Annotated in this window: 14 protein-coding genes; 9 read left to right on the top strand and 5 right to left on the bottom strand. The window is 69.1% G+C overall.

Annotation, left to right across the window (positions count from 1 at the left end; genetic code table 11):
* The first annotated feature begins 101 nt into the window (after positions 1 to 101).
* From HV798_RS26995 to HV798_RS26985, 3 genes are all read left to right on the top strand, one after another.
* Positions 102 to 959, top strand: a complete 858-nt coding sequence (locus HV798_RS26995) for an ABC transporter permease (protein WP_025135633.1) — start codon at positions 102 to 104, stop codon at positions 957 to 959.
* Positions 956 to 2326, top strand: a complete 1371-nt coding sequence (locus tag HV798_RS26990) for a quaternary amine ABC transporter ATP-binding protein (protein ID WP_175196347.1) — start codon at positions 956 to 958, stop codon at positions 2324 to 2326. Before HV798_RS26995 ends, HV798_RS26990 begins: the two co-directional genes overlap by 4 nt.
* A 159-nt stretch (positions 2327 to 2485) precedes the next feature.
* The gene (locus HV798_RS26985; RefSeq protein ID WP_025135635.1) at positions 2486 to 2860 is read left to right on the top strand and encodes a tautomerase family protein; all 375 of its coding nucleotides are present in this window, start codon (positions 2486 to 2488) and stop codon (positions 2858 to 2860) included.
* A 97-nt stretch (positions 2861 to 2957) separates the two neighbouring features.
* Here the strand turns inward: HV798_RS26985 and HV798_RS26980 are convergent, their stop codons facing one another.
* The 3 genes from HV798_RS26980 to HV798_RS26970 form a co-directional block, all read right to left on the bottom strand.
* Positions 2958 to 3923, bottom strand: coding sequence for a Bug family tripartite tricarboxylate transporter substrate binding protein (locus HV798_RS26980; protein ID WP_175196445.1), 966 nt, complete (start codon positions 3921 to 3923; stop codon positions 2958 to 2960).
* A 126-nt stretch (positions 3924 to 4049) separates the two neighbouring features.
* Positions 4050 to 4535: a MaoC family dehydratase gene (locus HV798_RS26975; protein WP_175196447.1), complete on the bottom strand. Its 486-nt coding sequence runs from the start codon at positions 4533 to 4535 to the stop codon at positions 4050 to 4052.
* Entirely contained in the window at positions 4532 to 5791 is a 1260-nt protein-coding gene (locus tag HV798_RS26970) for a CaiB/BaiF CoA transferase family protein (protein WP_175196449.1), read from the bottom strand. Before HV798_RS26970 ends, HV798_RS26975 begins: the two co-directional genes overlap by 4 nt.
* A 71-nt stretch (positions 5792 to 5862) precedes the next feature.
* Here HV798_RS26970 and HV798_RS26965 point away from each other — a divergent pair, with 71 nt between their 5' ends.
* On the top strand, positions 5863 to 6759 hold the full coding sequence (locus HV798_RS26965) for a LysR family transcriptional regulator (RefSeq protein ID WP_246289203.1): 897 nt from the start codon (positions 5863 to 5865) through the stop codon (positions 6757 to 6759).
* Between the two features lie 4 nt (positions 6760 to 6763).
* On the opposite strand, the gene HV798_RS26960 is transcribed toward HV798_RS26965, so the two are convergent.
* The gene (locus tag HV798_RS26960) at positions 6764 to 7783 is read right to left on the bottom strand and encodes an acyl-CoA dehydrogenase family protein (protein WP_175196453.1); all 1020 of its coding nucleotides are present in this window, start codon (positions 7781 to 7783) and stop codon (positions 6764 to 6766) included.
* Positions 7784 to 7792: 9 nt separating this feature from the next.
* Complete coding sequence (locus HV798_RS26955) at positions 7793 to 8944, bottom strand: acyl-CoA dehydrogenase family protein (protein WP_175196455.1); 1152 nt, start codon at positions 8942 to 8944, stop codon at positions 7793 to 7795.
* A gap of 215 nt (positions 8945 to 9159) precedes the next feature.
* On the opposite strand from HV798_RS26955, the gene bktB reads away from it, so the two are divergent.
* The 5 genes from bktB to HV798_RS26930 all read left to right on the top strand — a co-directional run bounded on the left by bktB (position 9160) and on the right by HV798_RS26930 (position 14203).
* Positions 9160 to 10341 carry a beta-ketothiolase BktB gene (gene bktB / locus HV798_RS26950; RefSeq protein WP_175196458.1) on the top strand — a complete coding sequence of 394 codons (1182 nt, stop codon included), beginning with the start codon at positions 9160 to 9162 and terminating at the stop codon, positions 10339 to 10341.
* Positions 10342 to 10390: 49 nt separating this feature from the next.
* Positions 10391 to 11161 carry a class I SAM-dependent methyltransferase gene (locus tag HV798_RS26945; protein WP_175196460.1) on the top strand — a complete coding sequence of 257 codons (771 nt, stop codon included), beginning with the start codon at positions 10391 to 10393 and terminating at the stop codon, positions 11159 to 11161.
* A 147-nt stretch (positions 11162 to 11308) separates the two neighbouring features.
* Positions 11309 to 12061 (top strand): GntR family transcriptional regulator, encoded by a 753-nt coding sequence (locus tag HV798_RS26940; RefSeq protein WP_175196462.1) that lies wholly within the window; start codon positions 11309 to 11311, stop codon positions 12059 to 12061.
* Positions 12012 to 13328 (top strand): malonyl-CoA decarboxylase domain-containing protein, encoded by a 1317-nt coding sequence (locus HV798_RS26935; RefSeq protein WP_175196464.1) that lies wholly within the window; start codon positions 12012 to 12014, stop codon positions 13326 to 13328. The genes HV798_RS26940 and HV798_RS26935 overlap by 50 nt, the downstream gene beginning before the upstream one ends.
* 83 nt (positions 13329 to 13411) lie before the next feature.
* Complete coding sequence (locus HV798_RS26930) at positions 13412 to 14203, top strand: enoyl-CoA hydratase/isomerase family protein (RefSeq protein ID WP_175196466.1); 792 nt, start codon at positions 13412 to 13414, stop codon at positions 14201 to 14203.
* Position 14204: the final 1 nt, after the last annotated feature.

Below are 14204 nucleotides of genomic sequence, written 5' to 3'. Positions count from 1 at the left end.
GGCCGGCACAGGGCCCGCATGCGCGGGCAATGCGCAGGAGCATTTTCTCCTGCGCCAGCGGCGCGCCCTTGCGGCGTACGCGCTGAAATGGAGTCGAAAGCATGTTTCCTGAAATTATTCCTGCCCGCCAAGTGCGGGGAGCCATCGACGGTTTCGTCGATCATCTCGTCACCAACTACGCCGACACGCTGGAAACGCTGTCGCAGCCCGTGCTGCACGCGCTGGTCTGGCTGGAGCAGCTGCTGCGCAGCTCGCCCTGGTGGGCCGTCGTGGCCGTCACCGTCGTCATCGCCTGGCTGGTCAGCCGCCGTATCGTGCTGAGCCTGGCCATGGGCGCGCTGCTGTGCGTCATCGGCGTGCTGGGCCTGTGGGACGCCGGCATGCAGACGCTGGCGCTGATGATCATGGCGGCCGGCCTGTCGGTCGTGATCGGCATTCCGCTGGGGGTGCTGATGGCGCGCGTGAACTGGCTGCGTTCGATCATGCTGCCGGTGCTGGACGTGATGCAGACCATGCCCAGTTTCGTGTACCTGATCCCCGTGGTGATGCTGTTCGGCCTGGGCAAGATTCCCGCCATTATCGCCACCGTGATCTACGCCGTGCCGCCGCTGATCCGCCTGACCGACCTGGGCATCCGCCTGGTCGACCGCGAAGTGCTGGAAGCCTCGCGCGCCTTCGGCGCCAATCCGCGCCAGCAGCTGTTCGGCGTGCAGCTGCCGCTGGCCCTGCCCAACATCATGGCTGGCATCAACCAGACCACGATGATGGCGCTGTCCATGGTGGTGATCGCCTCGATGATCGGCGCGCGCGGCCTGGGCTATGAAGTCTTGCTGGGTATCAACCGTCTGGAGGTGGGCCGCGGCCTGCTGGCCGGACTGGGCATCGTGGTGCTGGCCGTGCTGTTCGACCGGATCACGCAATCGTATGGACAGCGCATGCGCATGGGAGGCCAGCGATGAGCAAGATCGAAGTCAAGAACATCTACAAGATTTTTGGACCGCATCCGAAGAAGTGGCTGAAGGCCGCCCAGGACGGCATGACCAAGGAAGCGCTGCTGGCCGAAAGCGGCCATACGCTGGGCCTGCGCGACATCAGCCTGTCGATCGACGAAGGCAGCATCTACGTCATCATGGGCCTGTCGGGCTCGGGCAAGTCGACGCTGATCCGCCATTTCAATCGCCTGATCGAGCCCAGCGCGGGCCACATCCTGGTTGATGGCGTGGATGTGGTGAGCCTGAACAAGCGTGACCTGGAAACCTTCCGCCAGAAGAAGATGAGCATGGTGTTCCAGCGCTTCGGCCTGTTCCCGCACCGCACCGTGCTGGACAACGCCGCGTACGGCCTGACCGTGCAGGGCGTGGGCCGCGCCGAACGTGAAAAGCGCGCTCGCGAATGGCTGGACCAGGTGGGCCTGTCGGGCTTCGAGCAGCAGTATCCGCACCAGCTGTCGGGCGGCATGCAGCAACGCGTGGGCCTGGCGCGCGCGCTGGCCACCGATGCCGAAATCCTGCTGATGGACGAAGCCTTCTCGGCGCTGGACCCGCTGATCCGCCGCGAGATGCAGGACCAGCTGCTGCAGCTGCAATCCAAGCTGAACAAGACCATCGTCTTCATCACGCATGACCTGGACGAGGCCCTGCGCCTGGGCAACCGCATCGCCATCCTGAAAGACGGCGAACTGGTGCAGGAAGGCACGCCGGAAGACATTCTGCTGAACCCGGCCAACGATTACGTGCAGTCGTTCCTGCAGGACGTGAACCGCACCAAGGTGCTGAACGCGACCCACGCGGTGAACCCGGCGCGCCTGACGCTGACCATGCGTTCGCGTCCCGCGCATGCCGTGGATCGCATGCGCGCCTTGAACTATGAATACGCGCCGGTGCTGGACGGCAAGCGCCTGGCCGGCGTGCTGACGCTGGTGGCGGCCGAACAGGCCGTGCGCGAAGGCGGACGCGACGTGTCGCGCTTTGTCGAGGACCTGGCGTCGGTGCCAGCCACGGCCGGGCTGGGCGAGGTGCTGGCGCAATTGGTGCACAGCGACCAGCCGGTGGCGGTGACGGGCGAGAACGACGAGTTCCTGGGCATGCTGTCGCGCAAGAAGGTGGTGGAGCTGGTGACGCCGGTGCTGGCGGAATCGTCCACCGAGGCGGCAGGCGACGCGGCGCAAGACAGTGGCACGGGTCAACCCGGGTCGGGCGAACCGGCCTCGGGCCAGCCCGTGGCAGGCGAGGGCGCGGCCAACGCTGCGCCGGCTGCCGACGGCACGCCCGCCAAGGCTGAGCTGGAAGGCCAGCCCCAGCCGGCCAAGCGGGGCGAAGCCGCCTGAGGGCGTGGCGGCCGGCGATCCGGCGGCCGGCGGTCCGGCGGCCGTCGACCAGGCGGCCGCTTGCCGCGCGCCGGGGCTTGCCCTGGCGCCGGCTCCGGATATGATGGCTGGCCGGCACGGATCGCCGGTTCGTCCCTATTCGGAATATCGGAACCCGTCATGCCTATTTTGAATGTCCAGATCATGCAGGGCCACTCGGCCGCCCAGAAGACCGCCTTGCTGAAGGCGGCCTCGCAGGCGGTGGTGGAAAGCATTGCCGCGCCGCTGGCCAGCGTGCGCATCGTCTTGCAGGAAGTGCCGGCCGAACACGTGATCGTGGCCGGCGAGATCGGCAAGGCCATGGCCCGCGTGGACGCGGCGCTCATCGAAGGGCGCGATGAGGCCAAGAAATCCGCCCTGATCGCGGCGCTGAACCAGGCCGTGTGCGACAGCATCGGCATTTCGGGCGAAGACGTGCGCGTGCTGATCCGCGACGTGCCCAAGACCGACATGGGCGTGGCCAACGGCCTGAGCGCCAAGGCCGCCGGCCGTTAAGGCCCATGGCGCCGGTCCGGGCAGGCCCCGGCGCCGGCGCGGCGGTATCTTGCCGGGCGTCTGCGCCCGACCCGATCGCCCGCCATTGCCCAGCGCTTCAATCCAGCTTGACGCCGGCCTCCTTGATGACCGCGCCCCAGCGCTGGATTTCGCTCTTGATATAGGCGCCGTATTCCCCGGGCGTCGACCCCAGGGCCTGCGCGCCCTGTACCTTCAATTGCTTCTGCATCTGGTCCGACTGCAAGGCGCGGCGGATTTCGGCGTTCAGTTTCTGCACGACCGCATCCGGGGTGCCGGCCGGCACCACCACGCCTTGCCAGGCCCCCATCTCGAACCCGGGCGCCACCGTTTCCGCCACCGTGGGCACATCGGGCAGTTGCTCGCTGCGCGCACGGCTGGTGACGGCCAGCGCCCGCAGCTTGCCTTCGCGGATGAAGCCCAGTGAATCATTCAACGTATTGGTCATCAGCTGCACCTGGCCGCCGACCAGATCGGTCATGGCCGGCGCGCTGCCGCGGTACGGCACGTGCACCGCGTCGATCTGCAGCGAACGCAAGAGCAGCAGGGCGCCCAGGTGCGTGACGTTGCCCGCGCCCGCGGAGCCATAGGACAGCTTGCCCGGATGCTGGCGCGCGTAGTCCACGAAGCCTTGCGCATCCTTGGCGGGCACCGACGGGTGCACCAGCAACACCAGCGGAATCACGGCGGTGGACGAGACCGGCGTGAAGTCCTTGACCGGATCGAATGCCAGCGAGCGGTACAGGTTGGGGCTGAGTGCGATCGACGAGGTGTTGTACAGCACGGTATAGCCGTCGGGCTTGGCGGCGGCCGCGTACTGCATGCCGATGTTGCCGTTGGCGCCGCCCTTGTTTTCCACCACCACGGTCTGGCCCAGTTGGTCGGTCAACTGCTTGGCCAGCACCCGCGCGACCAGGTCGGTGGGGCCGCCGGGCGGGAAGGGCACCACCATCGTGATGGGGCGTTCGGGCCAGGCGGCCTGGGCGGCGGGGGCGCCGGCCAGCGCCAGGGCGGCCAGCAGGGCCGCGCGCAATGCGTGCTTCATGGTTGTCTCCTTGTGCTTTTCTTGGAATGAGGCCGCAGCCCGCGGCATGCCGCGTGGCGGGGCCTCAGCGCGGCAGCGTCCTCTGCGTGGGGCGCTTGTCCGCTGGGTGCCGGGAAAAGGGGCGCTTCAGTCCGGCTTCCGATCCGGCCGGCCCGCCAGCATGCGCGTGGCGGTGTAGGTCATGACGGCCTTGCCGTGCTGGTTATAGACATCGATGGTGGACGACACGACCGCGCGGTTGTGCTGCGAGGTCGGGCGCACGCCGGTCACTTCGATCTCGGCCCAGACGGTGTCGCCGGCCACGACCGGCGCCAGCATCTTCTTGTGCACTTCCAGCAGCGCCAGCCCGGTGCCTTGCACCATGCCCTGCATGATCAGGCCTTCGATCAGGCCGTAGGTCAGCGCGCCGGGGGCGGGGCGGCCCTGGATGGCGCCGTGCGCATAGGTGGCGTCGATGAAGATCGTTTCCAGCATGCCGGTGACGCTGATGAAGTTGACGATGTCGGTTTCGGTGACGGTGCGGCGGAAAGTGCGAAAGCGCTGGCCGACGGTCAGGTCCTGCCAGTAGAAGCCCTGGCCGAGCTGGGCGGGGGCGTTGCGGTCTGCGGTCATGCGGGATCCTTGATGGAAGCGGAATCGGAAGACGTGTCGGCCTGCTGCGCGGCGCCGCTGTGCAGCAGGGCGTCGATGCCGGCGTCGTCCAGGCCGGCCTGGCGCAGCACGTCGCGGGTGTGTTCGCCCAGCCGCGGCGGCATGGCGGGCGGCACCTCTGAACGTTGCAGCCGCACGGGGTTGCGGGTGAAGCGATAGCCGCTGCCGGATGTGCTTTGCAGCGGCTGGAAGAAGTCCACGCTGCGCAGGTGCGGATCGTTTTCCAGGTCTTCCAGGCGGTTGACGGGGGCGGCGGGAATTTCCAGTTGTTCGCACAGCGCCAGCCAATGGGCCGTGGGGTGTGCGGCCACGATGCCGGCCAGCAATTCGTACAGCGTTTCGATGTGGCGGGTGCGCGAGGTGATGTCGGCAAAGCGCGGGTCGTCGGCGAGATCTGGGTGGCCGGTGGCGACAAACAGGTTGCGCCAATGGGCGTCGGTGTAGGGCATCAGGCAGACGTCGCCGTCGGCCGTGCGGCAGGGCTTGCGCCAGGGCGTCAGCACGCGTGGATAGCCGGGGTGGCCGTCGGGCGTATCGGCCAGGTGGCGGCCGTAATAATGCTCGACCAGCACGTAGGACGCCATGGTCTCGAACATGGGCACTTCCAGCTGCTGGCCCAGGCCGGTGCGTTCGCGCTGGAACAGCGCGGCCAGGATGGCGTGCGCGGCGACCAGGCCGCAGGTCTTGTCGGCGGCCACCGTGGGCAGGTAGCGCGGTGTGCCGGTCTGGCGGTCGGCCAGGTCGGCAAAGCCCGCCAGGCCCTGGATGATGTCGTCGTAGGCGGGCCGGCCGTCGTAGGCGCCGCCCGCGCCAAAGCCGTACAGGCCCGCATACACCAGCCGCGGATTGCGGGCGCACAGCGTGGCCGGGTCCAGGCCCAGCGCGGCCATCTTGGCCGGCCGCATGCTGTGCATCAGCACGTCGGCCTGGTCCACCAGCGTCAGCAGGGCCTGGCGCGCGGCGTCCTGCTTCAGGTCCAGCACCACGCTGCGCTTGTTGCGGTTCAGGCCCAGGAAGATGGCGGCCAGCCCGGGTTCCTGCGCGGGGCCGGTGCGGCGGGTGGAATCGCCGCCGGGCGCCTCCACCTTGATGACGTCGGCGCCGTAGTCGGCCAGGATCTGCGAGGCATAGGGGCCGAACACGACCGACGTCAGGTCCAGCACACGCACGCCGCCCAGCGCGGCGGCGTGGGCTAGGGAGGGGGAAGGGGAGGTCATGGCGGGAATCCTATCGGCGCGGCGTATACGCGTCTAATATGGCTTCGGTATTGCTTGATATGGAATCCGTTATGGCTATCGATCTACGGCAGTTGCGCCAGTTCGTCACCATTGCCGAACTGGGCAGCTACCGCCGCGCCGCCGACGCGCTGCACATCGCGCAGCCCGCGCTGTCGGTGTCGATCCAGAAACTCGAACACGCGGTGGGCGTGCCGCTGCTGGTGCGCGGCGCCAAGGGCGTGACGCTGACGCCCGCGGGCGACGCGCTGATGGCCGATGCCCGCCGCGCGCTGTTCCACACCGACCAGGCGCGCCAGGCGGCGCGCCGCGTGGCGCTGGGCGAGTGGGGCACGTTGCGCCTGGGCTTTGTCGGGTCGGCCACCTACATGCTGCTGCCGCGCTGCCTGCCGGCGTTTCGCGCGCAGTATCCCGACGTGCAGCTGGAGCTGCGCGAAGACAGCACGGTGGGGCTGGCGGCAATGCTGCGCGCCAATGAGATCGACGCCGGCCTGGTGCGCGGCCCGCTGGCCGAGGGCACGGCGCTGGAATCCTGGGTGGTCGAGCGCGACGACCTGATCCTGGCGGTGCCGGCAGGGCATCCGCTGGCGGGCGGCGGGCCGGTCGACCTGGCTCGCGCGCGCGGTGAAAGCTTCGTGACGTATGCGCCGGCCAAGGTGCCGGGGCTGCACGGCGTGACGCAGGCGCTGTGCCGCAAGGCCGGCTTTTCACCGCATATCAGCCAGGAGGCGATCCAGGTGCAGACGCTGGTCAGCCTGGTGGCCAGCGGCATGGGCCTGGCGCTGGTGCCGGGCGTGACGCGGGCCTATTCCACGCCGCACGTGGCGTTCGTCGCGCTGACGGATACGGAGGCGCGCAACGCGTTGTCGCTGTCGCTGGTGACGCACCGGGGGACGTCGTGCGCGTCGGTGCTGCGATTGCGCGACAGCATGCTGGCGCAGGAGGCGTAGGGCGTCAGGCCGCTTCCTTGTCGAACAGCGCTTCACGCAGGAATGGCAGCGCATCCAGGCCGCTGGCCAGGGCCTGCGTGCCGATACGCTCGTGCCAGTACGACTCGGTGCCTGCCGCGAGGCGCCATTCGCGCAATCGCCGCGTATACAGCTGCAGGTCGCATTCGTCGGTGATGCCGATGGCGCCGTGCACCGCATGCGCGATGTCGGCCACCCGCGCGACCGCCTGGCTGGCGCGGGCCTTGCCCAGCGCGGCCAGCAGCGGCTGCGGCAGGCCGCAGCGGGCAAGGCCCTGGAAGGCCAGTTGCGCCGCCATGCGCGCCGCCCAGACCTGCTCGGCCATGACACTGATCTGCTGCTGCACGGCCTGGAAGCGGCCGATGGGCTTGCCGAACTGGCTGCGCGTATTGGCGTAGTCCAGCGTCATCGCCAACACCCGGTCCATGGCGCCGGCGATCAAGCCGGCACAGGCCGTGGCCGCCAGGGTTTCCAATGCGGGCAGGCCGGCGGGCGCGTCGATGCGTTCGCCATCGTCCAGCGACCAGCGCGCGGGGGCGGCCAGGCTGCCGTGCACGCCGTCGGCAGCGATTGCGGCCCGGGCCACCGGCAAGAGCCAGGCCTGGCCGTCGATAACCGCCAGCACGGCATCGGCGCTGCGCACCCAGGGCACCTGGATGCCGGCGACCTCGCGGCCTTGCAAGGTCCAGCCATGCGGCGCCAGCGCGATCGATCCGCGCGATTGCGCGGCGCCCGCCTGCGCCAGCCAGGCGCGCGCCAGCATCGTGTCGACGATGGGGTAGGGGCACAGGTGACGGCCGGCGGCAGCGGCCAGCGGCAGTGCGTCGGCCAGCATCAGCCCTGCGCCGCCCTGGGCCTCGGGCACCAGCGCATCGGCAAAGCCGGCGGCCTCGCAGGCCTGCCAGGCGTCGGCGGGCGCCTGGCCCTGTTCGGCGCGGCGGATCTGGTCGGGGGGGCAGGTCTGGGCGAACAGGCGTTCGGCGGCGTCGCCAAAAAGGGAATCCATGGGGTGTCCTTATCGAAGGCCAAGGCCGCGCGCGATGATGCCGCGCAGGATTTCGCGGGTGCCGCCGCGCAGCGAAAACGTGGGGGCGGCCTGCTCCAGGTAGGCCAGCGTGCGCACGAGCGGCGCGGGCGGCGGGCGGTCGGGGCGCCGGCCCAGCGCGTCGGCGATGAGGCGCGGAATGTCCTGTTCCAGCTCGGTGCCCAGGTCCTTCACCAGCGCCGCTTCGATGGCGGGGCTTTGGCCCGCGGCCAGCTTGCCCGCCACGGCCAGCGACATCGCGCGCAGCACCGCCATCTGCGACAGCACGGACCCCAGCAGCGCGGCGTCGGGGCCGTCCGTGCGGTCCTCGCCGCGGCAGTGCGCCAGCCAGCATTGCAGCAGCGCGATGCTGGAGTACAGGCGTTCGGGTCCGCTGCGTTCGAACGCCAGTTCGGCGTTGACCTGGGCCCAGCCCGCGCCTTCCTCGCCGATCAGCGCGTCGGGCGCCAGTTCGACGTTGTCGAAGAACACCTCCGAGAAATGCGCGTCGCCGGCCAGGTCGCGGATGGGGCGGATGGTGATGCCGGGCAATGACAGGTCGATGATGACCTGCGACAGGCCCTGGTGCCGGTCTTCGGCGGTGCCGGACGTGCGCACCAGCGCGATCATGTAGTGCGAGCGGTGCGCGTTGGTGGTCCAGACCTTGCTGCCGGTCAGGCGCCAGCCGCCGGGCACCGGCTCGGCCCGGGAGCGGATGCTGGCCAGGTCCGAACCCGAGCCGGGCTCGCTCATGCCGATGCAGAAAAAGGCCTCGGCGCGGCAGATGCGCGGCAGGTAGAAGGCTTTCTGCGCCGCCGTGCCCAGCTTGAGAATCAGCGGCGCGCTCTGGCGGTCCGCGATCCAGTGCGCCGATACCGGTGCGCCCGCACCCAGCAGTTCTTCAGACAGCACGAAGCGTGCGAAATGGCCGCGCGCCGCGCCGCCGTATTCGCGCGGCAGGGTCAGGCCCAGCCAGCCGCGTTCGGCCAGTTGGCGGCTGAAGCTGGCGTCATACCCCATCCAGGAGCGGGCGCGCTGGTCCGGCGCCAGGCCGTCCAGGGCCGCGGCCAGGAAGGCGCGCACCTCGGCGCGCAGCGCTTCGTCTTGCGGGGGAATGGCGGTCAGGTCCAGCGTATCGATCATGGGGCGGGGTCCGGGTCGAGCAGGCGCCGGGCAGGCGCGGCGAGAGGCCACTATCCGTGAGCGGCGCGAGGCGTGTCCAATATTTTTTTTCGGGCAGGCGATATGAATCAGCGATCACTGGATGTCTGTCCGATAACCGATCGGGGGGCCGGCAGTGCCCGGTAAGGCCCCCGGCCCCGCGGGTATGATGGAACGCATTACAAGGAGGAAACACCATGAATGAAGTCATCGTCGCGTCTGCCGTCCGTACCGCCATCGGCGATTTCGGCGGGGCGCTCAAAGACGTGCCGCCCTGCGACCTGGGCGCTACCGTCATCCGCGCGGCGCTCGAGCGCGCCGGCGTTTCGGGCGACGAAATCGGCCACGTTGCCGTGGGCCACGTCATCAATACCGAACCGCGCGACATGTACCTGTCGCGCGTGGCCGCCATGAACGCCGGCATCGCCAAGGAAACGCCGGCCTTCAACGTCAACCGCCTGTGCGGCTCGGGCCTGCAGGCCATCGTGTCGGCAGCGCAGACCATCCTGCTGGGCGACGCCGAGATCGCCATCGGCGCGGGCGCCGAAAGCATGAGCCGCGCGCCGTACATCGCGCCGGCCCAGCGCTGGGGCGCGCGCATGGGCGACAGCGTCATGCTGGACATGATGACCGGCGCGCTGTCGGACCCCTTCGGCCGCATGCACATGGGCGTCACCGCCGAGAACGTGGCCGCCAAGTTCGGCATCAGCCGCCAGGACCAGGACGCGCTGGCCGCCGAATCGCACTGCCGCGCCGCCGCCGCCATCGAGGCCGGCTATTTCCGCGACCAGATCGTGCCGGTGGTGCAAAAGACGCGCAAGGGCGAAGTCGTGTTCGACACCGATGAACACGTGCGCCGCGACGTCACCGCCGACAGCCTGGCGGGCCTGAAGCCGGTGTTCCAGAAAGAAAACGGCACGGTCACGGCCGGCAATGCGTCGGGCCTGAACGACGGCGCCGGCGCCCTGGTGCTCATGAATGCATCGGTCGCGGCCAAGCGCGGCATCAAGCCGCTGGCGCGCCTGGTGGCCTACGCCCATGCCGGCGTGGACCCCAACATCATGGGCATCGGTCCGGTGCCGGCCACGCAGGCCGCGCTCAAGCGCGCCGGCCTGACGGTCGACCAACTGGACGTCATCGAAGCCAACGAGGCCTTCGCCGCGCAAGCCTGCGCCGTGAGCCGCGAGCTGAAGCTGGACCCGGCCAAGGTCAACCCCAACGGCAGCGGCATTGGCCTGGGCCACCCCATCGGCGCCACCGGTGCGATCATCACCGTCAAGGCGCTGCACGAGCTGCAACGGGTGCAGGGCCGCTACGCGCTGGTCACCATGTGCATCGGCGGCGGCCAGGGCATCGCCGCGATCTTCGAGCGCATCTGATCGCGCGGCGGGCGGGGCTGGCCCCGCCCGCCGGCCCTACAATCGCGCCATGTATAAATCCAAATTCCCCTCTGAACTGGACCAGCCGACCCTGTCCGAAGTGGACGGCGTGCGCTATCTGCACTTCAACACCGAATGGGTCCAGGGCGCCATGCGCATCAAGAACCCGTCGGAACTGGTGCTGGAATACACCAGCCAGATGCTGGCCTGGCTGCTGTTCCTGGAACCGCCCAAGGAAGAGGCCATCGGCATGTTCGGCCTGGGCGCGGGGTCGCTGGCGCGCTTCTGCGTCAAGCACACGCGCAGCCCCTTGCTGGCGGTGGAATGGAACCCGCGCGTGACCGCCGCCTGCCATATGTTCTTCCGCCTGCCCGGCGAAAACCGGCTCACGGTCGAACACGACGACGCGGCAGTCTGGGCGGCTGACCCCGCCAATGCCGGCCGCTGCCCGGTGCTGATGGTGGACCTGTACGACGCGTCCGCCGCCGGTCCGGTGCGCGACAGCGTCAAGTTCTATCGCGACTGCCGCCGGGTGCTGGGCGAAGTCGGCGTGGTGGCAGTGAACCTGTTCGGCCGCCACGAAAGCTTCGGCAAGAACATCGACAACCTGTCCAAGGCCTTTGACGACCGCATCGTGCTGCTGCCTGAAATCGACGCCGGCAACCAGATCGTGCTGGCGTTTTCCGGCCCGCGCCTGGCGATCACGCCGGCCGAGCTGCTGGCGCGCGCCGAGGTGGTCGAGTCCAAGTACGGCCTGCCGGCCCGCCGCTGGGCGCGTTCGTTGACCCGCCACGCGGTCGACGGGATTCTGCACTTCTGATTCCCCGAAAGTCCCGGCCCGCCCGCGCGTTCTGTCGCGGCGGGTTAGGGCAAATCCTTAGCGGTCCGGCTAGCCGGAATCCGACCGCCAGGGATATGATGGGCTTATTCATAATTATGAATTACGGCGTGTTCCAGCCGTCAGCCCATGACCCAACCCATCGTCCGGCAAGCCCTGTACCTGGAAGTCGCGGATCGCCTGCGGGGCATGATCCATGCCCGCGCGCTGCGCAATGGCGAATGGATCGACGAGTTGCGGCTGGCCGGCGAGCTCGGCATTTCCCGCACGCCGCTGCGCGAGGCGCTGAAGGTGCTGGCCACTGAAGGCCTGGTGCGGCTGGAGCCGCGCCGCGGCTGCTTCGTCAATGAACTGTCCCCGCAAGACCTCGAAGACATCTTTCCGCTGATGGCCATGCTGGAAGGCCGCTGCGCCTTCGAAGCCGCGCGCAAGGCCACCGATGCGCAACTGGCGGCGCTGGCGCCGCTGCACGAGGCGCTGGCCGGCCATGCCGCCGCCGGCCGCATCGACGCCTATTACCAGACCAACTACCTGATCCACGAGGCCGTGCAGGCGCTGGCCGGCAATCAATGGCTGGTGGACATGGTGGGCAACCTGCGCAAGGTGCTGAGCCTGTCGCGCCACCGCAGCCTGGCCTGGCCTGGCCGCATCCAGGAATCCTGCGGCGAGCACCTGGCCATCTTCGAGGCCCTGCGCGCCCGCGATGGCGAACGCGCGGAAGCGCTGGCCCGCCACCACCTGATGCGCCAACTTGAAGTGCTGCGCGCCCTGGCCGCCGACGATCCGCAGGACACGCCGTTTTCCGACCTTCCCGTTGCTGAGGAACCCGCCCATGAACGCACCCGCCAATCTCGCGCCCGCGCGCGGCGCACGCACGCCTGAGCCCGAACCCGACACCGTGGAGTCGGCCGCCAACGAGGCCGGCAGCCTGATCACGCGCCTGGGACGCCTGTGGGAACGCGGCCGCCTGCCCAGCGAATCCGAAGTGCGGCGCCTGTTCGAGGCGCGCCTGACCGACGTGGCCGCCAACAAGCTGGCGCGGCGCTGGTGCGAGCAATACGGCGCGGCCGACGGCAAGGACCGCCGCCTGATGCTGGCCGCGCTGGCGCAGGTGCGCGGCAGTTTCGCGGGCGAGGCCGGCGAAGGCGTGCGCCTGTTCAAGCGTTTCAATGCGCAGCCGCTGGGCCTGCGTTTCCTGGTGGAACTGCGCGCCGACATGCTGCGCTGGCGCAAGCAGGTGGCGGGCATCCAGGCGCTGGACAAAGACCTGGAAGGCCTGCTGTCGGCCTGGTTCGACGTGGGCCTGCTCGAACTGCGCCCGCTGACCTGGGATTCGCCCGCGTCGCTGCTGGAAAAACTGATCATCTACGAGGCCGTACACGAGATCAAATCGTGGGACGACCTGCGCCACCGGGTTGCGCCCGACCGCCGCTGCTACGCCTATTTCCATCCGCAGATGCCGGGCGTGCCGCTGATCTTCGTCGAAGTCGCCTTTGCCGGCCAGATGGCCGACAACGTGCAGGTGCTGTTGGACAGCGATGCGCCCAGCCAGGACCTGGACAAGGCGCGCTGGGCGATCTTCTATTCCATCTCGAACACGCAGCCGGGCCTGAAGGGCATCAGCTTCGGCAACTTCCTGCTCAAGCGCGTGGTCGAGCAATTGCTGGAAGAACTGCCCAAGCTCAAGTCGTTCGCGACCTTGTCGCCGATTCCCGGCTTTGCCGACTGGCTGGGCAAGCTGGACGCCGACGCGGTCGAAGCCATCGTGCGCGAAGACAAGGCGCGGGCCAAGGCGCGCAAGCGTGCCGGTGTGCCCGATGGCCAGCGCTGGGTGGCCCGGTTGGCGCGAGCCGCGCAGGCCAAGAAGACGCCCGACGTGGTCAAGCGTGCCGCCTTCCGGCTGGCCGCGCACTACCTGCAATCCATGAAGAACGGCCTGCCGGTGGACGCGGTGGCGCGCTTTCACCTGGGCAACGGCGCGCGCATCGAACGCCTGAACTGGGCGGCCGATACCTCGGCCAAGGGACTCAAGCAGTCGTGCGCGCTGATGGTCAACTACCTGTACGACCTGGATGAACTCGACGACAACCTGGCGCGGCTGCACGATGGCAAGCCCCAGGTCAGCCGCAGCGTGGGGCGCGTGGCCTGACGGCCGCGCCGCCCGGCAATAAATACAGAAGAGCGCGGGCCTGTGCCATGCCGGCAGGCCCGCAGACAAACTCGGGAGGGGACATGACAGACGACGTGGCCGGCCGCGTGCTGCTGCAGCGCGAAGGCCATCTGGCCTGGGTGACGTTATCGCACCCGGGCCGCCTGAACGCCATCACCGTGGCCATGTGGCACGAGCTGCGCGATGTGTTCACACGCATCGCGCAGGACGACGCGCTGCGCTGCGTGGTGGTCCGCGGCGAGGGCGGCAATTTCGCCGCGGGCGCCGACATCCGCGAATTTCCGGTCGAACGCGCCGACGCCGCGGGTGTGCAGCGTTACCACCGCGAGGTGCTGGCGCCCGCGCTGCGGGCGGTGGCCGAATGTCCGCAGCCGGTGGTGGCCCAGATCGAAGGTGTGTGCGTGGGCGGCGGGCTGGAAATCGCCAGCCAGTGCGACCTGCGCATCGCGGGGGAATCCGCCCGCTTCGGCGTGCCGATCAACCGGCTGGGCTTTCCCATGGCGCCCGATGAAATGCGCGGCCTGCTGGCGCTGGCGGGACGCGCAGCCACGCTTGCCATCCTGCTGGAAGGCCGCGTGTTCGGCGCCGCCGAGGCCCGCGACCTGGGCCTTTTGACCCGCATCGTGGCCGATGCCGATGTGGCCGCCCAGGCGCGCCGCAGCGCCGAACGCATCGCCCAGGGCGCGCCGCTGGCCGCCCGTATCAACAAGCGCCTGTCCGCCCGGCTGGCCCGTGGCGGCGCCTTGACCGAAGACGAATACCAGGATTATTTCTCCTACGCCGACAGCCGCGACCACAAGGAAGGCGTGCGTGCCTTCCTGGCCGGCGTAGACCCTCTTTTTTCCGGAGATTGAA

The sequence above is a fragment of the Achromobacter deleyi genome (genome assembly GCF_902859705.1).
Lineage (GTDB): Bacteria > Pseudomonadota > Gammaproteobacteria > Burkholderiales > Burkholderiaceae_B > Achromobacter > Achromobacter deleyi.
Note: the sequence above shows the minus strand (reverse complement) of the source record. Positions and strands in the feature narration are given on the sequence as shown.